16 protein-coding genes are annotated in these 20576 nt (G+C 67.0%); 12 read left to right on the plus strand and 4 right to left on the minus strand.

The window, feature by feature from the left end; all coding sequences use genetic code 11:
* The first annotated feature begins 150 nt into the window (after nt 1-150).
* A complete protein-coding gene (locus BKA23_RS12710; RefSeq protein ID WP_145229023.1) occupies nt 151-2316 on the plus strand; it encodes a hypothetical protein in 2166 nt (721 codons plus the stop codon).
* A gap of 121 nt (nt 2317-2437) precedes the next feature.
* Here the strand turns inward: BKA23_RS12710 and BKA23_RS12715 are convergent, their stop codons facing one another.
* Nucleotides 2438-2971, minus strand: a complete 534-nt coding sequence (locus BKA23_RS12715; protein WP_145229025.1) for a hypothetical protein — start codon at nt 2969-2971, stop codon at nt 2438-2440.
* Nucleotides 2972-3284: 313 nt separating this feature from the next.
* Here BKA23_RS12715 and BKA23_RS12720 point away from each other — a divergent pair, with 313 nt between their 5' ends.
* The gene (locus BKA23_RS12720) at nt 3285-4577 is read left to right on the plus strand and encodes an aminoacyl--tRNA ligase-related protein (protein ID WP_145229027.1); all 1293 of its coding nucleotides are present in this window, start codon (nt 3285-3287) and stop codon (nt 4575-4577) included.
* Here BKA23_RS12720 and BKA23_RS12725 read toward each other — a convergent pair.
* A complete protein-coding gene (locus BKA23_RS12725) occupies nt 4564-5181 on the minus strand; it encodes a malonic semialdehyde reductase (protein ID WP_145229029.1) in 618 nt (205 codons plus the stop codon). The genes BKA23_RS12720 and BKA23_RS12725 overlap by 14 nt on opposite strands.
* Nucleotides 5182-5255: 74 nt before the next feature.
* Here BKA23_RS12725 and BKA23_RS12730 point away from each other — a divergent pair, with 74 nt between their 5' ends.
* Together BKA23_RS12730 and BKA23_RS12735 are read left to right on the plus strand one after the other, a co-directional pair.
* Nucleotides 5256-5603, plus strand: coding sequence for a winged helix-turn-helix transcriptional regulator (locus BKA23_RS12730; RefSeq protein WP_145229031.1), 348 nt, complete (start codon nt 5256-5258; stop codon nt 5601-5603).
* Nucleotides 5603-6322 (plus strand): MgtC/SapB family protein, encoded by a 720-nt coding sequence (locus tag BKA23_RS12735; protein ID WP_145229595.1) that lies wholly within the window; start codon nt 5603-5605, stop codon nt 6320-6322. Before BKA23_RS12730 ends, BKA23_RS12735 begins: the two co-directional genes overlap by 1 nt.
* Before the next feature lie 160 nt (nt 6323-6482).
* On the opposite strand, the gene BKA23_RS12740 is transcribed toward BKA23_RS12735, so the two are convergent.
* Both BKA23_RS12740 and BKA23_RS12745 read right to left on the minus strand, forming a co-directional pair.
* On the minus strand, nt 6483-6854 hold the full coding sequence (locus tag BKA23_RS12740) for a hypothetical protein (protein WP_145229033.1): 372 nt from the start codon (nt 6852-6854) through the stop codon (nt 6483-6485).
* Nucleotides 6855-6906: 52 nt separating this feature from the next.
* The gene (locus BKA23_RS12745; protein ID WP_145229035.1) at nt 6907-7668 is read right to left on the minus strand and encodes a response regulator transcription factor; all 762 of its coding nucleotides are present in this window, start codon (nt 7666-7668) and stop codon (nt 6907-6909) included.
* Nucleotides 7669-7786: 118 nt separating this feature from the next.
* Here BKA23_RS12745 and BKA23_RS12750 point away from each other — a divergent pair, with 118 nt between their 5' ends.
* The 8 genes from BKA23_RS12750 to BKA23_RS12785 all read left to right on the plus strand — a co-directional run bounded on the left by BKA23_RS12750 (nt 7787) and on the right by BKA23_RS12785 (nt 20426).
* Nucleotides 7787-9151, plus strand: a complete 1365-nt coding sequence (locus BKA23_RS12750; protein ID WP_145229037.1) for a cytochrome P450 — start codon at nt 7787-7789, stop codon at nt 9149-9151.
* A gap of 55 nt (nt 9152-9206) precedes the next feature.
* A complete protein-coding gene (locus tag BKA23_RS12755) occupies nt 9207-9899 on the plus strand; it encodes a thiamine pyrophosphate-dependent enzyme (RefSeq protein WP_145229039.1) in 693 nt (230 codons plus the stop codon).
* Nucleotides 9896-10810 carry a transketolase family protein gene (locus BKA23_RS12760; RefSeq protein ID WP_145229041.1) on the plus strand — a complete coding sequence of 305 codons (915 nt, stop codon included), beginning with the start codon at nt 9896-9898 and terminating at the stop codon, nt 10808-10810. The genes BKA23_RS12755 and BKA23_RS12760 overlap by 4 nt, the downstream gene beginning before the upstream one ends.
* Nucleotides 10811-11147: 337 nt before the next feature.
* Nucleotides 11148-12083 (plus strand): metal ABC transporter solute-binding protein, Zn/Mn family, encoded by a 936-nt coding sequence (locus tag BKA23_RS12765; protein ID WP_145229043.1) that lies wholly within the window; start codon nt 11148-11150, stop codon nt 12081-12083.
* Nucleotides 12080-12913: a metal ABC transporter ATP-binding protein gene (locus BKA23_RS12770; protein WP_211841714.1), complete on the plus strand. Its 834-nt coding sequence runs from the start codon at nt 12080-12082 to the stop codon at nt 12911-12913. The genes BKA23_RS12765 and BKA23_RS12770 overlap by 4 nt, the downstream gene beginning before the upstream one ends.
* On the plus strand, nt 12910-13827 hold the full coding sequence (locus BKA23_RS12775; protein ID WP_211841715.1) for a metal ABC transporter permease: 918 nt from the start codon (nt 12910-12912) through the stop codon (nt 13825-13827). Before BKA23_RS12770 ends, BKA23_RS12775 begins: the two co-directional genes overlap by 4 nt.
* Nucleotides 13827-14669, plus strand: a complete 843-nt coding sequence (locus BKA23_RS12780; protein ID WP_145229045.1) for a metal ABC transporter permease — start codon at nt 13827-13829, stop codon at nt 14667-14669. Before BKA23_RS12775 ends, BKA23_RS12780 begins: the two co-directional genes overlap by 1 nt.
* Before the next feature lie 192 nt (nt 14670-14861).
* Entirely contained in the window at nt 14862-20426 is a 5565-nt protein-coding gene (locus BKA23_RS12785; protein WP_145229047.1) for an ATP-binding protein, read from the plus strand.
* The last annotated feature ends 150 nt before the right edge of the window (nt 20427-20576 follow it).

Consider the following 20576-nt stretch of genomic DNA (forward strand, 5'->3'; position numbering starts at 1 on the left):
CTGACATATTCCTGATAGGACGATCCTCGACAACTGGGGGTCACGTCGACGTCAGAATGCACGCTGGCAGGCAACGCCTCATCACCCACTGGACCAACCGACGGCGAAAGTCGTTCGATGCGGTCTTCCCTGCCCTGAAAGGCGCACCCGATGTTGAAGAAAACGGTGCCCACCACGCTGGTCGTCGCAGTTGCGGCTGCCAGCGCCGCCTTGGCGACCGGCTCGGCTGCTCGCGCTGCCGTCCCCGCACATCACACCTCCGTTGCGCAGCAGGCCGCTGCGGCAGCGTTCATACCGGCGGCGCTGCGCCCGGCATCGCAGTTCGCTGCGCGCACCCACCGCGCCGTCGTCGTGAACAGCCAGACCACCGCCACCAGTCAGCTCACCGCGCTGCCGAATGGCCAGTTCAAGCTCGATGTGTCACAGGGCCCGGTACGCGTGCAGCGAGGAGGCAGCTGGGTCTCGATCGACACGACGCTGAGCCGGGGCGCAGACGGCATGATCCGGCCCGCAGCGACCACCGATCAGGTCGCATTCAGCGGCGGCGGCGACGGCCCGACCGTCATACTCGGCAGCGGTTCCCACACGACCTCGCTGCGCCTGCCCCTCACGCTTCCGGCGCCGACGCTGTCCGGATCAAGTGCGACCTACCGCAACGTGTATGCCGGTGTCGATCTCGTGCTGACCGCGACGGCGAGTGGTTACACCGAGACCCTCGTCGTCCACAATGCCGCAGCGGCGGCGAACCCCCACCTGGCTCAACTGCGCATCTCCGCAACCACCAAGGGCATGACCCTCACACGCGGCAGCGATGGTGGCCTGTCACTGACCGGTGGCAGCCAGCAGTTCCATGCCTCCGCGCCGGTCATGTGGGACTCGGCCAGCAATCCACTCGCCGGACCTGCGCCCACCGCGACCGACCCGGGCGGCGCCAATGTGACCGGCATACCGAACGCACTGCACTCGGCAGCGAGCGGCAGCACGTTGACGTTGGCACCGCTGAAGAGCGCACTCACCGGTGCCAACGTGCGCTACCCGGTGTACATCGATCCGACGTTCACGGCTTATCAGTCGGACCACCTGACGACCTTCGCGAACGGCACCCATTACTACGACGACAGTGACGAAGACCTACTTGTCGGCGACTGCACTCTGAAGGGCTGCAACGGCGCCGGGGCGGCGCGCTCGTTCTTCGACTTCAACACCCAGGCGTTCGCCGCACCGGGCACCGTCAAGGTCACCGGCGCAACGATCTACGCCGACGAGATCTGGTCGGCAATCGCGTCACCGACGCCCGTGACGCTGGAGAGCACCGGCACCTTCGGCAGCACGACGACCTGGCCTGGCCCGAGCAACCTGCGGACACTGGAGACCAGGTCGTCGAACGCCGGCTCGTCGGCGCACTATCCCGCCAACGTCACCTTCGGAAACAGCAACGTGGTCAACGTCTTTGCGCGGATGGCAAATGCGCACCAGACGAACATCAACTTCGGGCTGGTCTCGCCGAACGAGAGCTACATCCACGGCCTGAAGCGCTTCTCGAACGTCGGCAGCGACCTGACGGCGGAGGTGTACTTCGACTACGCCCCGACCCTGGTGGCGGGCAGCGTGAACCTCGGCAACGACGAGGTCGCGTGCCCGGGCAAGCCGATCTACTCGGACACCACCACACCGACTTTCGCCGCCTCAGCCACCGACAACAATCCGAGCGGGAACAGTGAACCCCTCGGCATCAATTTCCAGCTGTATCAGGGCGACTCGACCAATCCGGCACCCGAACTGTTCGACCAGACGCAAACTCCGATCATGGCGCAAGGTGTAACCAATGCGTTAGCGACCTGGGACGCGTCGACGACGGACGCGACCAACCCTGAGCCGATGACCGCCGGCGCGTGGGAAGTTCGCGCACAAGCGATCAGCCTCGACACGGACAGCGCGCAAGAGACGTCACAGTGGTCGAGCTACCTGAAATTCGTCGTCGACCCGACTGCCCCGGCAATGCCGACCATCACCCAGAACCCGAACGGTTCCTACGCTCTGAGCTCGTCTGGAGCGGTCGCATTCGTTTGGTCCCTCGCATCCGGGGAAGAGCCGATCCCGAGCAGCACCACCTGTGACTACAACTTCACGGGAAGTATCAGTGGTGGAATCGCTGCCGACAGCAGCGGGAACGCAACGCTCACCCTGCCCGCAGCCGACTCCGGGCCAGGCCTGTCGCTCTATGTCTACGCCATCAGCGCCGCGCACGTCCCTTCATCCGAGGCCAACAATGACTCGACGGAGGCCCAGAGGTCGGTGCCCCACTTCGAGCGCTGACCGATGACGTCACACCTTTGACGACCAGCATCGACCGGAACCGGGCCTGCGGCATACAGCTCGCAGCGCCGGGTTCCGTTGTGTCGAAAGTATTTTCGCGAGGGTTACGCCGGGCCCCGCTTCAGCAGCCGCTGACCGGATGGGTGGCCGCTGCGACGACAGCTTGGTAGTCCCATGGGGACGACGGCCGCGCGTCGGGACCACCGACGAGCTGAAGCTCGGCCTCCTCGCCGTTGGCGAGCTTCTTGTCCCATCCCCACTGCCCGCCCCCGTATGGCGGTGTCACCGTCCAGCCCATCGCGCGCAACGAGCGGTTGACCGACGCGACGAAGGCGTCAGGGGAAGCGACGTGGTCGACACTCGCGTCGACCGTCACGTCGTCCCACCCAAAAGTGGACCGGATGTCGTCGCAGCCATCCCACCGCGGCGCCAGCTGCTGTATGTCGAAGACGTGGACGCTGGTGGGCAGCGCCTTCAACGTCAGACGAAGTTGCTGAGCCAACCGGCCACCAGGGTCGGCCTGCCCCACAGGGCGAGGTGCGTCGTCCTTGTGCAGCAGGTGGTAGCCGCCGACGCCCAGGACGAGCAGGACGATCGCCGCGACGAAACCCGTAGCGATGGCGAGCAGCCGAGACTCCGATGCGCGCTTCAACATGTGCGTGCCCCCTGGTGGTGCTGATGGCTCATCAGGGCTCATCCTGCCGCCACGCGGTCGAGCTAGGACGCAACCGCGCCGACACGCGGTGCGTGCCCGCCGTTGACCTCACCGCAACTCGGTGGCTCAAGCAGTTCCTGCGGTTGTAGCCTGCTACCCATGCAGCGCGCGCAACACACGACGACGCCGGATCTCTCCGGCGCTGCCAGGCTGCACTGAACCAACCCGCACCCTCGCCCCGGAGCCACGACCCGGGGGCGATTTCGCGTTCCAGGACCGCCGGCTCCGGCAAACCCGACCTGGAGTCCAGCCCATGAACGATCAATCAGCACAACCACATTCGCAGGATTACCGCGAGATCAACCAGTCCATGCAGGTGTTCGCCGGAGATCCGCTTGCCGGCGCCGGCCTGCCGCTGTGGCTACCGGCGGGCTCGGTGATCCGCAACGAACTGGAGCGACTGGCCTGCGACATCGCCCGCGCCGACGGCTGCATCTCGGTCCATTCCCCGGTGCTCGGCAAGCGCGCGCTGTTCGAAAAGTCCGGCCATTGGGCGAAGTTCGCCGACGACATGTTCCCCGCGATGCGGCTCGGCGGGAGCGACGACGACCCGGACGAACTCGTGTTGCGCCCGGCGAACTGTCCGCATCACGCGCTGACCTATCGCGCCAGCAGGCACTCGTACCGCGAATTGCCCATCCGGCTCAACGAACTCGCTCCGATGTTTCGTGCGGAGCGTTCCGGCGTGGTGTCCGGCCTCACCCGTGTGCGGCAGATCAACCTCGACGACACCCATGTGTTCTGCCGGCCCGATCAGGTGGCCGGCGAGGCGGCGCGGGCACTGCGCTCCGCGCTCAAAGCGCAGCAGATCCTGGGACTGCCAGTCGATTACGTGCGACTGAGCAAGCGCGATGACAGCGCGGCATACCTGGGCGATGCGCAGATGTGGCGAGACGCGCAGGCCGCACTGCGACGCGCGGCACAGGAGGCCGGGCTCGACGACATCGCCATACCTCTCGTGGAGGCTGAGGGGGAAGCGGCGTTCTACGGGCCCAAACTCGATCTACAGGTGCGCGACGAGCGCGGTCACGAGGAGACCATCGCAACAGTTCAACTCGACTTCAATCAGCCGGAGCGCTTCGACCTCACCTACGACGCGGCGGACGGCTCGCGCGAGCGTGTTGTGATGATCCACCGCGGGACCGTCGGGGCGATGGAACGTGTCACCGCGGCATTGCTGCAACACCATCAGGGTCGAATGCCGTTGTGGTTGGCGCCGATTCAGGTGTGCGTGTTGCCTGTCAGGCCGGAACAGGACCGCGATGCACGCGAGATCGTCGACGCCCTGGTGGCCGTCGGCATACGTGCGCGGATGGATCCGCAGGGCTCGCTCGGTGGGCGTATCCGAGCCAGCCGGGCACGACGGGACGCGGTGATCGCCGTCATCGGTGAGGCCGAGGTCGCGGCGCGTGCGCTTCAGGTGACCGACGTGCGGTCAGGATTCCGTGGGACCGTGCCGCTGCGGCGCTTCGTCGATCTCGTGTCCGAGGCGTATGACGAACGCCGCAGCGAACTGCGATGGAATGCGCCGGTCAGGCCCAGCTGATGACGTCCTCGTGCTCCAGACGCGGCAGTCGGTTGAACCACGCCTGCTCGCCGGGGTGTCCGATGTTGACGACGAGCAGCGAGTGCAGGCGACCGCCCGGGAAGAACTCCTTGTCGACGGCCTCGGCGTCGAAGCCGGCCATCGGGCCCGCCGCAAGGCCGGCCGCCCGAACGGCGAGGATGAAGTAGCCGATCTGCAGGGTGGCGTTGAAGCGAGCCATCGCTTCGGTGCCGCTCGGGTTGGCTGCGAGCTGGTCCTTCATCTCGGGGCGGATCGGGAAGACGTGCGGGATGTGCTCGTAGAACTCCGAGTCGACGGCAAGCACTGCCACCGCGGGGGCGGAGGCGGTCTTGGCCTGGTTACCCTCGCTCATCCGCTCCACCAGCCGGTCGCGACCTTCGCCCGGGCGCACGAACAGCACGCGCAACGGCTGGGTGTTGGCCGCGGTCGGAGCCCACTTCGCCAACGACCAGATCCTCTCCAACTCCTCGTCGGTGACGGGGGTGTCGGCGAAGCTGTTGGCTGTCCGGGCCTCCGTGAAGAGGGTCGCCAGAGCGTCCTCGTCGAGACGCGGCAGGGTGATCGGGGCGGTGTCGATCGTCATGAGTGCTCCTTTTGTGAATGTCGCTTCGAAAATAAGAGTATCAGCTGATTTCGAAGCCGAGTATGATCTACGTCATGCCCACACCCGAGCGTCATGACACGCGCACCTGCAACGCCGCACTGACGCGCGCGTTCCAGTTCCTCGGGAAGCGCTGGACCGGCGTGCTGCTCGCCTCCCTCACCGACGGACCGGCCAGTTTCACCGAACTCAAGCGCGCCGTCGTCGGCATCAGCGACTCGGTGCTGTCGGACCGACTGAGCGACCTGACCCAGACCGGGCTCGCGCAGCGCGTGGTGCACGAGGGGCCGCCGGTGACCATCGTCTATTCGTTGACGACCGCCGGCGAGGCGCTGTTGCCGGCGATGAAGGAGCTCGGCGACTGGGCTTCGGTCAACCTCCCAGAGCAGTCCCCGTGCACGTGATGGCCGCCGGCGTCGCGTTCAGCGAGCCGACCGGTCAGGGCTGGGCGCAATTCGTCGAACTCGCCCTCGCCCTGGTGATGTGCTCGGCGATCGGCCTCGAGCGCGAGTTACGACGCAAGAGCGCCGGAATGCGAACACACGCCATCGTCGGGCTCGGCTCGGCACTGTTCATGCTCGTCAGCAAGTACGGCTTCACCGACGTGCTCAGCCGCAACGTCGTGCTCGATCCCTCACGTATGGCGGCGCAGATCGTCTCCGGTATCGGCTTCATCGGCGCAGGCATCATCTTCGTACGGCGCGACAACGTGCGTGGTCTCACGACGGCGGCCGCCGTCTGGATCAGCGCCGCGGTCGGCACCGCGTGTGGCGCGGGGCTGCCGTTGCTCGCCGTCTTCGTGACGGCGGCGTATTTCTTGATCGTGCGCGGGTATCCGCTGTTGCTGCGTAATCTGCGTTCCGAGCAGGAAGGTCGGCGGCATCTCAACGTCGAATATCTCGATGGCCACGGCTTGCTCGGCGGGATCCTCGGCCACATCACCAGCCTCGGGTATGTCGTGACACACGTCGCCACAACGCGATCGCAGAACGACGACCTCGTGCGTTTGTCGGTGGACCTCGTCGGTTCCGGAGATGCCGGCCCGCTGGTGTCCTCGCTGTCGGACATCGAAGGTGTGCAGGCGGTGCGGACCGACGAGACGCCGGACGCCGACGAAGAGTAGGCGCGAAGCTTCGCTCGATATTCGACAGTGGGGCGGTGATAACCGCCCGCGCGTCGAACTCCACAAGAGCAGTCCCGCCGATATTCGACAGTGCGGCTGTTATTGCCGCCCTGGCGTCGAATATCGCCGAGGTGAGTCCACCCGGAGACGCGAGGACGCGTCAGGAGTAGATCGCGCGCTGCTCGGACTCGGGGTCGGAGTGCACCGGCTCACCCTCGCCGCCGTAATTGCGTTCACCGGCCAGCAGAGTGTTCTCGGTGACGATGCTGATGTAACCGCCGGAGCCCAGCATGATCTCGATGAGCGCCTTGAACTCGATCGGCGGGGAGGGCACACCGAAACGCTCCTGCACCGCACTGAGCTCATCGGCCAGTTGCGCACGCTCGACCGTGCCGACCAGATCGGCGACGCCCACGAGCGCTTCGGCATACGGCACGGCTTGGTCACCGAGGCTCTCGACGAAGTGGCCCGACAACTGGATCGGGGTGGTGGCCCGCGCCGGTTCGGGTTCCGAGTGATGGGTCACGGTCATGGCTACTCCTGGAGAGGATGTCGGACGAGTCGCCCGGGCGGTCTGCAACGTGTCAGAGGTTACGCGGCCAGCCCGGAGAGGATCCGGGACGCCTTGTTGCAGGGCGTGTGGCCGTGTCGGGCGCCGGCTTCGTCCGGGTGCGGGCGCTGCGCGGAACGAAGCCGTGCCGGATCGCCCACAACACGGCCTGGGAGCGGCTCGTGACCTCGATCTTGCGATAAGCGTGCCGGATGAAGCTCTTCACCGAGTTGATGCTGATGTAGATCCGCTCGGCGATCTCCTGGTTGGACAGGCCACTGGCGACGAGCGCCAGTACCTCGGACTCCCTTGCCGTCAATCCGAATTCGCGGCCCGGCCACGCGCCTTTGGACGTCGCCTGCTCTTCTTGCTCGGCGTTGACCGGCAGGTGCACGACGGTCCGGCCGGCGTGGATCTGCTCGATGGCGGTGACCAGATCCTCCGCCGCGATCGCTTTGCTGATGAACCCGGCCGCGCCATTCGCGAGGCCCTCAGCGACGAGTTGCTCATGCAGATTCCAGGTATAGATCGCGACGCGGGCGCTGGTCATGTTGACGGTCTTCTCGACCGGTCCCACGACCCGGCCACGGCTGAACGCGTCATACAAAACGACGTCGACCTCGCTGGCGACCTCGAGCAGCGAGGCCACCTCGATGATCTCGACGCGGTCGGTGAACGGCTCGAGCATCGCCGCGAGCCCGGCCGCGACGATCTCGAAGTCATTGACGATCGCGACGCGTACGACCTCCGTAGACGTGGAATCGACGGATGGTGGCCCTGTCAGGAGACTCGACATGGGTCCACCGTAGGTGCTGGCACCGACAACGATGTCGCCCGTAGCGGGGGCATTCGCGCCGCCGGGACGAGCCCGCGACACCTTCCACGCAAGGTTACGCGTGCGTAACATAGCGGCCATGACCACGTATGACGATCGGCCGGCCACCCGTCATACCGCTCGGTGGCCGTCAACCACCTTCGATGCAACGACGAAGTGGGCCCGCGAGGCAGTGCATTGGGGAGCACTGCACGGGGTGCCGCGGGTTGGCATGCGGATGGCCGCGCGCAAAGGGGATACCCAGGGGCAGCTGATCCTCGCCGCGGCATCCGACCGCGAGGACGAGGTCTGGACCCTCATCGAGCAGGCGCGCTCCGAGGGCCGCGTGATCAAGGGCCAGTTCGCCTACCTGACCACCGACCACGACGCCGTGCGAGAAGTGCTCAGCAGCAACGATTTTCAGACCGGCACACCAGCCGCGTCCCGAAGTCGCCTGACTCGGCTGATCGAGTGGTCCTCATCGGGCCTGTTGCATCCGGTCGAGGCTCCGTCCCTGCTGGTCAGTGAGCCGCCCGATCACACGCGCTACCGCAAGCTGGTCACACGGGTGTTTACCGCGCGAGCCGTGATGAATCTGCGCGAGCGTACCCAACAGATCGCTGATGACCTGCTGGATTCGCTGGATCCGACGCGCCCGGTCGATCTGGTCGAGAGCTATTGCGGACTGCTACCGGTGACCGTCATCTCGCAGATCCTCGGCGTTCCGCAGTCCGAACAGGCCCGAGTGCTGCAGATGGGTACCGCCGCTGCCGCCAGCCTCGACATGGGGGTCTCGTGGCACCGGTTCCGCGATGTCAACGACGCCCTCGCAGAGTTCGACGTATGGCTCACCGAGCACATCGGCCACCTGCGGCAGCACCCAGGTGACGACCTGATGAGTCAACTGGTGCAGGCGCGCGACGAGCAGGGCGCGCTGTCCGATCAAGAGCTCAAGGCGACTGCGGGTCTGGTGCTGGCCGCCGGATTCGAGACGACGGTCAACCTACTCGGCAACGGCATCGCGTTGTTGGACCGTCATCCCGATCAGCTGCAGGTTCTGCGAGAAGACCCCGACCTGTGGCCGAATGCCGTCGATGAGGTGTTGCGACTCGACCCGCCAGTCCTGTTGACCGGGCGGGCGTGCGTGCGCGACACGACGGTTGTCGGCGTGCCGATCGCCGCCGGATCGTTCGTCACCACAGTGCTCGCCGGCGCCAACCGCGACCCGAAGGTCTTCACCGGACCGGCACGCTTCGACGTCACCCGCGAGAACGCGCGCGACCACATCGCCTTCTCCGCCGGGCGGCACTTCTGTCTGGGCGCGGCACTGGCACGGATGGAGGGCGAGGTCGGCCTGCGCAGCCTGTTCGACCGATTCCCCTCGATGCGCGTGTTGCCGGGTGCGCGTCGTCGGGACACTCGTGTGTTGCGTGGATTCGCCTCACTGCCAACGCAGCTCGGCTAGCGAATCTGTGTGGGCTGTTGACTTCAAGCTCACTTCAACTTGCAGTCTATGAGGTATGACGCAGACCCTCGCCGACAACGCACGCGCACAGCTCGAATCACTCATGTCGTTGATGACCGGCGACGAAAAACACTCTGCTGCAGCGACCTCCACTCTCGATGTGCTCTGGGTGCTGTACGACCACGTGCTCGACATCGCACCCGACCGCATGGATGACCCGACACGCGACCGCTTTCTGTTGTCAAAGGGTCATGGCCCGATGGCGTACTACGCGGTGCTCGCCGCCAAGGGGTTCATTCCGGTCGACTGGCTGCGATCCTGGGGGCGAGTCGATTCTCCGCTCGGCTTCCATCCGGATCGCACCCTCGTGCCAGGAGTCGAGATCAGCTCCGGCTCTCTGTGCCATGGCCTGCCCCTCGGCGTCGGGGTGGCGGCCGGACTCCGAGCACAACGGATCGACTCCCGCGTAGTGGTGCTGGTGGGCGATGCCGAGCTCGACGAAGGGTCGAATGCAGAGGCGATCGAGCTTGCCGCCGGCATCGGGCTTGGTGCGTTGACGGTCGTGGTGATCGACAACCAGTCATCGACATACAACTCGGACGGTCTTATAGCGCAACGTTTTTCAGCGAATCGCTGGCGTACGAGATCAGTTGACGGACGCGATCATGCGGCGCTGACGGACGCGCTGGGCGATGACCGCAGCGGTATGCCGACCGTCGTGGTCGCGCGCGTGGAGGCGAAGTCATGACGACTGGCACGCGAGAGACGTTTGCGGAAACAGCTGCGGACATTGTCCGTTCGGATGACCGGGCTGCGATCGTGTATGCCGAGATCTCGGGCCAGTTGCTCAGTGAGATCGAGGCGGAGCACCCAGAGCGGGTGCTCAACGTCGGTATCCGCGAGCAACTCCTGGTGAGCGTCGGGGCCGGTCTTGCGCTGAGTGGGTTGCGTCCGATCGTTCACACGTTTGCGTCGTTTCTTGTCGAAAGAGCCTTTGAACAGGTCAAACTCGACTTCGGACACCAAGACGTGGATGGCGTCCTGGTCTCCACAGGTGGGTCCTTCGACATCGCCTCCGGCGGCCGCACTCATCAATCGCCGGGTGACGTAGCGCTGATGGACACCCTGCCTGGCTGGTCGATCCATGTGCCCGGCACAGCGGCGGAGGTCGACGCTGTCATCCGGCACGGTATGCGCGCCGGTGGCCGTCACTACGTCCGCGTCGAGGAGCACCAGAACGACACGTCCAGCGCGCGGATTCTCTCTGGCGACAATGGTTTCGAGGTGGTGCGCGAGGGGCGGAGCGGAGTCGTGATCGCGGTCGGGCCGATGCTGACCGACACCCTCGCCGCGATCGAAGGCATGGATCTCGCCGTGCTGCATGCCGCGACGGTGCGTCCGTTCGATGCAGTCGCGCTGCGCTCCGCTGTCGACAGGAGCACCGCGGACGTCGTGCTCGTCGAGCCATATCTGGCCGGTACCTCCGCCTGGGCGGTCGATGCTGCCCTGACGCGGATGGCCCACCGAACACTCGCTCTCGGGACATCTCGCGAGCGCGAGTTGCGCAAGTACGGGACAGCGGCACAGCACCGACGCGCACACGGCCTTGACCGCTCGTCATTGCGCGAATCGATAGCCCGATTCATCGACGAGGGCTAACGGCAGCCGCGCCATACCTCTCGTTGCGTCGAAGTTTGCTCCAGTGGCGCCTATAACCGCCCTGGCGTCGAATATTGCGGGAGTGGAAGGCAGCGCGCGAGAGCGAGGCAACGGTGCACGCACGGTGCACGCGAGACCTGCGTCAGCAGCAGGCGTGGAAACGCCGGCCAGACGCTCCGGACTCGGGCAATCTTCAGGTTGCTAACGGGAATGATTATTAATACATGGTTAGAGTGTGCCCGGCTGATCCGAGAATCGGCCCGCTGCGGCATGAACCGACGCCCGCAGTTGATGCGCACCGGCGGCGTCCGGTGATGACGACAGAGGGAACCAACACATGCGTAACGGGTTGAAAACACTAGGTTTTGGCATAGCGCTGCTCGGCGTCACCGGAGCCGCGGCCGGCTGCACCTCCGCGCGCGCCAGCAGCAACTCCTCGGGCCACGGCACGATCTCGATCGTTGCCGGCGAGAACGAGTACGGCGACGTGGCGCAGCAGATCGGCGGCGCCTATGTGAGCGTGCACTCGGTCGACTCCAACCCCAACACCGACCCGCACACCTACGAGGCGACGCCGAGCGTCGGCCGTGAGATCGCGCAGGCGAACCTGCTGATCGAGAACGGCGTCGGCTACGACACCTTCATGACCTCGATGGCCTCCGCCTCGCCGAACTCCGCACGCAAGGTCATCGACGTGCAGAAGCTGCTCGGCCTGCCGGACTCCACGCCGAACCCGCACCTGTGGTACGACCCGAAGACGATGCCCGCAGTCGCGAACGAGTTGGCCACCCAGTTGTCCGCCCTCGACCCGGCTCATGCCGCGACCTTCCGCGCAAACGCGACGGCCTTCACCGCCTCCCTCAAGCCCTGGCTCAACGCGATCGCGGCGTTCAAGGCCACGCACGCCGGCACCAAGGTCGCCACGACCGAGCCGGTCGCGGACTACCTGCTGCAGGCGATGGGCATCGACAACGTGACGCCCTGGCGGTTCCAGGCCGACATCATGAACGGCACCGACCCGACCCCGCAGGATGTCGCCCTGGAGAAGGGCTTCTTCACCCAACACCAGGTCAAGGTCTTCTGCTACAACCAGCAGGTCACCGACCCGCTCACGGACTCGATCCGCCAGACGGCGCTGTCTGCGAACGTGCCTGTCGTCGGCGTCTACGAGACGATGCCGACGCCGGGTTACGACTACCAGTCCTGGATGATGGCCGAGCTCAACGCCATCGAAAAGGCTGTCACCAGCGGCCAATCCACCCAGCGGCTGTGACCGCCACGACCCCGCTGCAACCGGCCGCCGACAACGTCCTGGCGGTCGATGGCGTGACCGTCCGGCTCAACGGCCGGATGATCCTCGACGACGTGACCTTCGCCGTGCCCCCCGGCGGTTTTTGCGGACTGATCGGCTCGAACGGCGCCGGCAAGACGACGCTGCTGCGGGTGCTGCTCGGACTTATCAACCCCGGCAGCGGGCAGGTCCAGGTCGCGCCGAGCCGCGAGCGCGGCGGTGTCGCGATCGGATATGTGCCGCAGAAGATCAGCCTCGACGGTGACCTCCCGCTACGCGCACGCGACCTGATCGGCCTCGGCCTCGACGGCCAGCGGCTGGGCACGGGATGGCCGAGTCGCAACCGCCGCAACGCCATACAGGACATGGTCGAAGCCGTCGGAGCGGCACGGTTCGCGGACAACCGGGTCGGCAATCTCTCCGGTGGCGAGCAGCAACGCGTGATGATCGCGCAGGCCCTCATCAGCCGGCCCCGGTTGTTGCTGCTGGACGAGCCGCTGGCCAATCTCGACATCCGTTCGGCGGCCGAGGTCGTCGACCTGCTGGCGCGGATTGCCCGCGACAATGGTGTCGCGATCGTGCTGTCCGCGCACGACATGAATCCGCTGTTGCGCGCGATGGACCAGGTGGTCTACCTCGCCGACGGACGCGCGGTGTCCGGCACCACCGACGAGGTGATCCAGAGCGGCACCCTCAGCCGGCTCTACCGCCACGACGTCGAGGTGATCCGAGCGCAGGGCCGCGTGCTGGTCGTCTCCGGCGGCGATCCCGCCGACACCGACGGGCTGCATCACCCCGGACGTGCCGTATGACGATGTCCGCGTCCGCGCTCCTCGAGCCCGGCTTCCTCACCTCCGGAGCAGTGCAGACCGCGCTCGTCGTCGGAGCGATCGCCGCGATCGTGTCGGGGGTCGTCGGAGTGTTCACGGTGATCCGCGGTCAGTCCTTCGCCGGCCACGCGTTGTCCGACATCGGCACCGCCGGCGGCTCGGCGGCATTTCTCGTCGGGGTGCCGACGCTGTACGGCTTCATCGTCTTCAACGTCATGGCCGCCGGTGTCATGGAGCTGATCGGCATCCGCAAGGCACGCGGCCGGGATCTGGCGACCGGCATCGTGCTCGGCGCCTGCCTGGGCCTGGCCGCCCTGTTCCTCTACGAGGACACCATCCACTCCAGCACGACGGGAGCGGCGGTCAACGTGCTGTTCGGCTCGATCTTCACGCTGCCGCCGGGCATCACGACGGTCATGGCCTGCCTCGGTATGGCGTCTCTGGGCCTGATCGTGTTGCTCTACCGCCCGCTGCTGCTCAGCTCGATCAGTCACGAGGTCGCTGCCGCGCGCGGCGTGCCGGTGCGACTGGTCGGCACGGGCTACCTGCTGGCGCTGGCTCTGGCAGTGTCGATGTCGGCGGTGACGGTGGGGGCGATCCTGTCGACTGCGCTGCTCGTGGCTCCCGCGGCGACAGCGTTGCGGCTGAGCAAGCGCACGTCGAGTGCGGTGCTGGTCGCGGCCGGCACCGGCGTGCTCGCCTGCTGGCTCGGCACGCTGATCGCCTACGACACGACCGACTGGTTCAACGGCAACGGCTGGCCGGTGAGCTTCTGCATCGTCGTGGTGCTGTTCCTCGGCTACCTGCTGGCCGGCGCGGTCGCGACAGTGCGCGAAAAGCACCGCACCCGTGGCACTTTCACCGATCGCACCACCACCGTCGGCGAGGTGGTGTGATGTTCGCCAGCTGGATGCTCAACGCCTGGGAGGCCGCCACCATCGTCGCGGTCGTCGCGGGCGTGGTGGGTTTCTTCACCGTCATACGTGGAGCGGCCTTCGCCGCCCACGCCATACCGAACGGCGCCTTCGCCGGGGCTGCCGGTGCCGTCCTCGTCGGCGCGAGCACGCTGCTCGGTCTGGGGGTCTTCGCCGTCGCCGGCGCAGTGCTGATCGCCGCACTCGGCCGCCGTGGCCGCTCCGACGTCGCAACTGCTCTGACGATCGTGCTGATGCTCGCAACCGGCGACCTCTTCCTGTCCCGCACCAGCGAATACGCGCCGGAGATCTATGCGTTGCTGTTCGGCGAGACGCTGGGCGTGTCCAGCAACAAGTTGCTGCCGACCGCCGTGCTCGCGCTCGTGTGCATCGTCGCGATCGCTGTGCTGTATCGCCCGCTGATGCTGTCCTCGGTCGCCCCCGAGGTCGCCGCAGCGCGCGGCATCAGCACGGGCGCGATCAACCTGGCCTTCCTGGTCGTCGTGGCGCTCGTGACCACGATGGCTGTTCCGGTGGTCGGGTCGATGCTGATCTTCAGCCTGATGATCGGACCGCCCGCGGCTGCACGTTCGCTCAGCAACCGGCCGCTGCCCGCGCTCGGACTGTCGGTGGTCATCGCCGTCGCGACGGCGTGGGCAGCGATCGCGCTGTCCTATCGCACCGAGTTGCCGGTGGGCTTCTTCGTGGGTGCCATTAGTGCACTCGCGTACGTCGCAGGTCAGGTGCGGACGCTGCGCGGCCGTCGGATCAGCCGCGTCGCCCGCGCTTCGGAAGACCTCAGCGGTCAGGTCAGCGCACTTTGACGACCGTTGCAGCGTCATACGGCAGGGATTGTGAAAGGCTTCGCCTGCACTGGTGCGGTGCGTGCAACGGCGCTCGGTGAATGCCGCACGCCTGACGGACGCATGTTCCGCGCTGGCCGAGTTGGCTCGGCCGGGCACGCCGTGACACGGAGTGACTGGTGAGTAACGGCATCGACGCGGGAGGCTAGCTGGATGGCATCTGTGCAGGAACACCCCACCTTGAGGACGATTCGACGGATCGCGATCGTGAACCGTGGCGAGGCCGCGATGCGACTGATCCATGCCGTCCGGGACCACAACGCCGACGCTGCCATGACCGGCGGCGAGCCGATCCGCACCATCGCTCTGCACACCGACGGCGAGCGCGGCGCGATGTTCGTGCGCGAAGCCGATGAGGCCTACTCCATCGGACCGGCCGCGGCCCGCCCGTACCTCAACCACGACGTGCTCGCCGAAGCGCTGACGGCGACGAAAGCCGATGCGGTGTGGGTGGGTTGGGGTTTCGTCGCCGAGGATGCCGGCTTCGCCCAGCGCTGTCAGGACCTCGGCGTCACCTTCATCGGACCGAGCCCCAAGGCGATGCTCACCCTCGGCGACAAGATCGGTTCGAAGCTGATCGCCGAAGAGGTCGGGGTGCCCGTCGCGCCGTGGAGCGGTGGCGCCGTGCCGACCCTGCAGGAGGCGCACCGCCAGGCCGAACGCATCGGTTTCCCGTTGATGCTGAAGGCCTCCGCCGGAGGTGGCGGACGCGGCATACGTGTCATTCGTTCGGCCGCCGACCTGGACGACGCCTTCGACCTGACGCGCGACGAAGCCCTGCGCGCGTTCGGCAGCGATGTGGTCTTCCTCGAGCAGATGGTGAGCGGCGCCCGGCACGTCGAGGTGCAGGTCATCGCCGACAGCCACGACACCGCGTGGGCGCTCGGCGTGCGCGACTGCTCGGTGCAGCGCCGCAACCAGAAGGTCATCGAGGAATCCGCCTCACCGCTGCTGTCGCCCCAGCAGACCGGCGACCTCAAGGCGTCGGCCGAGCGCCTGGCTCAGGCCGTGGGCTACTGCGGCGCCGGCACGGTCGAATTCCTGTATCACCCGGAGCGCAAGACGTTCTCGTTCCTTGAGGTCAACACCCGGCTGCAGGTCGAGCACCCGATCACCGAGATCACCACCGACACCGACCTCGTGCGTGCCCAGCTGTATGTCGCAGCCGGTGGTCGCCTCACCGGCGACAAGCCGGCCGAAGCAGGTCATGCGGTCGAGGCACGACTCAACGCCGAAGACCCGGACCGTGATTTTGCACCGTCACCGGGCCGCATCGAACTGCTCGAACTGCCCGCCGGCCCCGGCATCCGCGTCGACACCGGGGTCAGTGAGGGCGACACGATTCCCGCCGACTTCGACTCGATGATCGCCAAGATCATCGCGCACGGCAGCACCCGCGAGCAGGCACTGGCGCGGCTGGCGCGCGCGGTCGCCGAGACCTCTGTCGTCATCGAAGGAGGCGCGACCAACAAGAGCTTCGTGCTCGACCTGCTCGCACAGCCGGAGGTGCTCGACGCAACTGCCGACACCGGCTGGATCGACCGGGTGCGAGCGCAGGGACGCCTTGTCGCAGAACGCCATTCGGGCGTAGCACTGATCGCCGCCGGCATCGAGGCATATGAGGACGACGAACTCGTCGAGGTCAGCCGGCTGCTGCAGACCGCGCGTGGCGGACGCCCGCAGGTGCAGCACCGGGTGGGCCGACCGATCGACCTGAAGCTGCGCGGCCGGGCCTACCGCGTCGCGGTCTCGCGCGTCGGCGCGCACCGCTTCCGGGTGACCGTGACCGCGGACGGCGAGCCCCACGTCGCAGACGTGGACGTCGAGGCCATGGGCCGCAACCGGATGCGTCTGACCCTCGCCGGTGAGAGTTTCCGGGTGCTGACCGCGACACACGGTCCGGTGCACTTCGTCGAGGTCGACGGAGTTGCGCACCGGGTCAGCCGCGACGAGGGGGGCGTGCTGCGTGCGCCCGCACCGGCGCTGGTGGTCGCCACTCCGGTGACGGTCGGAAGCCAGGTTGCTGCGGGTGCGCCCGTGATCGTGCTCGAGTCGATGAAGATGGAGACCCGGCTGGTCGCGCCGTTCGCCGCGGTCGTGCGGGAGTTGCCGGTGTCCGCCGGCAGTCAGGTCGAGACCGGCACTCCGCTGATCCGGCTCGAACCCATCGGCGACGAAGAAGAAACGTCGAGCGACGGAGATGCTGTCGACCTCGAACTGCCTTCTGCCGAAGACGTTTCCGAGGACAAGATCGCGCGCGGTATGGCGGACCTGCGTGCCGTCGTGCTCGGCTTCGACGTGTCCCCCGACGACGACGGCCACATGCTGCAGCACTATCTCGCAGCGCGTGACGCCGCTGCCGCGGACGGCACAGACGTCATCACCGCCGAGGTCGAACTCCTGCGCCTGTTCACCGACTTCGCCGACCTGAGCCGCAACCGGCTCGATGCCGACGAGATGCGCAACGAGCTGCGGGTGCACAGCCCACGGGAGTACTTCCACAGCTACCTGCGCACGCTCGACCTCGAGCGCAGTGGTCTGCCGGACAGCTTCGCCGCCAAGCTGCAGGCGGTGCTCGTCCACTACGGGGTCACCGAACTCGACCGCACTCCCGAGCTGGAGGAGGCCGTCTTCCGTGTCTTCCTGGCTCAGCAGCGGTCCGCTCCGGACCTGAGCATCGTCGCGGCCATCCTGCGTCGGTGGCTGGTCGAGCCTGCACCGACCGGCGACGACGCTGCGCCGATCCGGGAAGCGCTGGACCGCCTGGCGTTCGCCATACAGGTGCGCTTCCCTGCGGCGGGTGACCTGGCGCGCAGCGTCCGCTTCCGCTGGTTCGACGAGCCTGTCGTCGCGCAGGAGCGCACCGAGTTGCTGGCCGGCGTTCGCAGCGAAATCGACGCGCTGGCAACCGAACCCAACACGATCGACCGTGCTGAGCGAATGAACGCGCTCGCTGCGATCCCGGAACGCATCGTCAGCTTTCTCGCCGACCGTCTCGAGCACGGCGTGCCCACGAGCGAGCCGCTGCTGGAGGTGCTGATCCAACGGCACTACCGGGAGTATGAGCTGACGCACCTACGGTCGGTGAGCAGCGACAGCCGTCCCGCCGCGATCGCCGACTACGTGCTCGACGCGCGCCCGACGCATCTGGTGTCCACCCTGGGCCGGTTCGACGAGCTGACCCCGGACAGCAGTCTCAGCAGATCACTGACCCAGCTGGTCAGCGATCGCGCCGACGATCACCAGGCAGTCGTCGATCTCTACGTGTCCTGGCCAGGTATGCCGGAGGACCCTGCTGCCGCGTCCGCCCAACTCGCACGCGCGCTGTCGTCGCTGCCCGTTGCCGGCGATGTGCGACGCATCGCTGTCGGCGCCTGCCCCGGTGGTCAGAGCCCGGTCAGCTACTTCACTTTCCGGCCGGACTCGTTCGGGGAGGACGTACCCGTCGACGAGTCGGGTGCGCTGCACGAGGACGAACTCGTGCGCGGTCTGCACCCGATGGTGGCGCGCCGACTCAACCTCTGGCGGCTGCGGGAGTTCGACATCACCCGCGTCGACGCGCCCGAGGATGTCGTCATCTATCACTGCGTCGCCAAGAACAACCCCGCCGACCAGCGCCTCGTCGCGATGGCGCAGGTGCGCGAATTGACAGTGGTGCGAGATGAATTCGGCGCGGTGGCGTCACTGCCGCAGATTGAGCGCACCATCGCCAACTGCGTCGAGGGCATCCGCCGCGGGCGGGCCGCGCTGCGGTCGCCGAAGGTCCACCTCGACATGAACCACGTCTGGGTGCACATCTGGCCACCGATCGACGCCGAGCTCGATCAGTTGACCGCGCTGAAGCGCGGCATCGCCCCGTTGACCGTCGGCGCAGGCATCGACGAGGTCGTCGCGCAGGGCCGGGTCGCGGCCGCGGACGGCGCGGTCATTCCCGTGGCGGCACGGTTCTACTACCAGCCGGGTGCCGGTGTGCAGTTCCGCGTCGAGGAGCCACCCACCGAATTGCTCTCTCCGCTGGACGATTACGCACAGACCGTGCTGCGTGCACGGCGGCGTGGCACGGTCTACCCCTACGAGTTGCAGGCGATGGTCGCCGGCACTGACGGCACCATCGTCGAGCACGACCTCGACGACACCGGCCGCCTCGTTCCGATCGACCGCGCCCCCGGTCTGAACTCCGTCGGCATCGTCGTGGGCGTCGTCACGACACCGACTGCGCTGCACCCGGAGGGCATCACCCGCGTCATACTCTGCGGCGATCCGACCAAGGCACTCGGTGCGGTGTCCGAGGGCGAGTGCTCGCGGATCATCGCCGCGCTCGACCTCGCCGACGAGCTGGGAGTGCCGGTCGAGTGGTACGCCCTGTCGGCCGGCGCCCGCATCTCGATGGATTCGGGCACCGAGAACATGGACTGGGTCGCCAAGGCGCTCAAGCGGATCGTCGAATTCACCCAGGCGGGCGGCGAGATCAACGTCGTGGTGGCCGGCATCAATGTCGGCGCTCAGCCCTACTGGAACGCCGAGGCGACGATGCTGATGCACACCCGCGGCGTGCTGGTGATGACTCCGGACAGCGCGATGGTGCTCACCGGCAAGCAGTCGTTGGACTTCTCCGGTGGCGTGTCGGCCGAGGACAACTTCGGCATCGGCGGCTACGACCGCGTCATGGGTCCGAACGGGCAGGCGCAGTATTGGGCGCCGGACCTCAAGGGCGCCCGTGACCTGCTGATCCAGCACTACGACTACACCTATCGCGCCAGTGGTGAAGAGTCGCCACGGTCGGCGATCAGCAATGACCCGATCGACCGTGACGTCACGGTGATGCCGCACGACGTGCCGGACAGCGACTTCACCACGATCGGTGAAATCTTCTCTGCCACAACGAATCCCGACCGCAAGAAGCCGTTCGACATACGTACGGTCATGCGAGCGCTTGCCGACCAGGATCAGCCGACGCTCGAGCGGTGGGCGGACATGGCCGATGCCGAGACGGCAGTGGTCTTCGATGCCCGCCTCGGTGGGCAGCCGGTGTGCATGCTCGGGATCGAGTCGCGCTCGGTGCCGCGTCGCGGGTTCCCGCCCACGGACGGACCAGAGACCTACACCGCAGGCACGCTGTTCCCCCGCTCGTCGAAGAAGGCCGCGCGGGCCATCAACGCCGCCAGCGGCAACCGGCCGGTCGTCGTGCTGGCGAACCTCTCCGGATTCGACGGCTCGCCGGACTCGATGCGCAACCTGCAGTTGGAGTATGGCGCCGAAATCGGCCGGGCCATCGTGAACTTCGACGGCCGCATCGTGTTCTGCGTGATCTCGCGCTATCACGGTGGCGCCTTCGTCGTGTTCTCCAAGGCGCTCAACCCGCGTATGACGGTGCTGGCGATCGAGGGCTCCTACGCCTCCGTGCTCGGCGGCGCGCCCGCTGCGGCGGTCGTCTTCGCTCGCGACGTCGACGCGCGCACTGCGGCCGACCCCCGGGTGGCCGATCTGGCGACGCGGTTGCGTGAGGTACCCCAGGCCGAACGCGCTTCCGTCGCAGCGGAACTCACCGAGGTGCGCACCGCCGTGCGCGCGGAGAAGATCGGTGAGGTGGCGGCGGAGTTCGACGGCATCCACAACATCCACCGGGCAGTGGAGGTCGGATCCGTCGACGCGGTCATCGAGGCCTCGGAGCTTCGTCCGCGCATCATCGGTGCGCTGACTGCCGCGCCGCGCGACTGAAGGTGGAGCGCCGGAGCGGGCGGTGTATGCCGCTCCCCCGGCGCCGCCTCGTAGCGTCAACGTGGTCCGCTCGCGCCGTGACGTGTCATCGATTTCTCCGAGTGACGTCGAGGTCTCGACGTCACTCGGAGAAGTCGATGACACCCTGAG

Source organism: Rudaeicoccus suwonensis (assembly GCF_007829035.1).
Classification (GTDB): domain Bacteria; phylum Actinomycetota; class Actinomycetes; order Actinomycetales; family Dermatophilaceae; genus Rudaeicoccus; species Rudaeicoccus suwonensis.

Coding starts and splice junctions, on each gene's coding strand:
- BKA23_RS12735 (WP_145229595.1), top strand. CDS start 5,603: ATGGCCGCCGGCGTCGCGTTCAGCGAGCCGACCGGTCAGGGCTGGGCG.
- BKA23_RS12725 (WP_145229029.1), bottom strand. CDS start 5,181: ATGACGATCGACACCGCCCCGATCACCCTGCCGCGTCTCGACGAGGAC.
- BKA23_RS12775 (WP_211841715.1), top strand. CDS start 12,910: ATGACGATGTCCGCGTCCGCGCTCCTCGAGCCCGGCTTCCTCACCTCC.
- BKA23_RS12745 (WP_145229035.1), bottom strand. CDS start 7,668: ATGTCGAGTCTCCTGACAGGGCCACCATCCGTCGATTCCACGTCTACG.
- BKA23_RS12750 (WP_145229037.1), top strand. CDS start 7,787: ATGACCACGTATGACGATCGGCCGGCCACCCGTCATACCGCTCGGTGG.
- BKA23_RS12760 (WP_145229041.1), top strand. CDS start 9,896: ATGACGACTGGCACGCGAGAGACGTTTGCGGAAACAGCTGCGGACATT.
- BKA23_RS12715 (WP_145229025.1), bottom strand. CDS start 2,971: ATGTTGAAGCGCGCATCGGAGTCTCGGCTGCTCGCCATCGCTACGGGT.
- BKA23_RS12730 (WP_145229031.1), top strand. CDS start 5,256: ATGCCCACACCCGAGCGTCATGACACGCGCACCTGCAACGCCGCACTG.
- BKA23_RS12755 (WP_145229039.1), top strand. CDS start 9,207: ATGACGCAGACCCTCGCCGACAACGCACGCGCACAGCTCGAATCACTC.
- BKA23_RS12765 (WP_145229043.1), top strand. CDS start 11,148: ATGCGTAACGGGTTGAAAACACTAGGTTTTGGCATAGCGCTGCTCGGC.
- BKA23_RS12720 (WP_145229027.1), top strand. CDS start 3,285: ATGAACGATCAATCAGCACAACCACATTCGCAGGATTACCGCGAGATC.
- BKA23_RS12710 (WP_145229023.1), top strand. CDS start 151: ATGTTGAAGAAAACGGTGCCCACCACGCTGGTCGTCGCAGTTGCGGCT.
- BKA23_RS12740 (WP_145229033.1), bottom strand. CDS start 6,854: ATGACCGTGACCCATCACTCGGAACCCGAACCGGCGCGGGCCACCACC.
- BKA23_RS12785 (WP_145229047.1), top strand. CDS start 14,862: ATGGCATCTGTGCAGGAACACCCCACCTTGAGGACGATTCGACGGATC.
- BKA23_RS12780 (WP_145229045.1), top strand. CDS start 13,827: ATGTTCGCCAGCTGGATGCTCAACGCCTGGGAGGCCGCCACCATCGTC.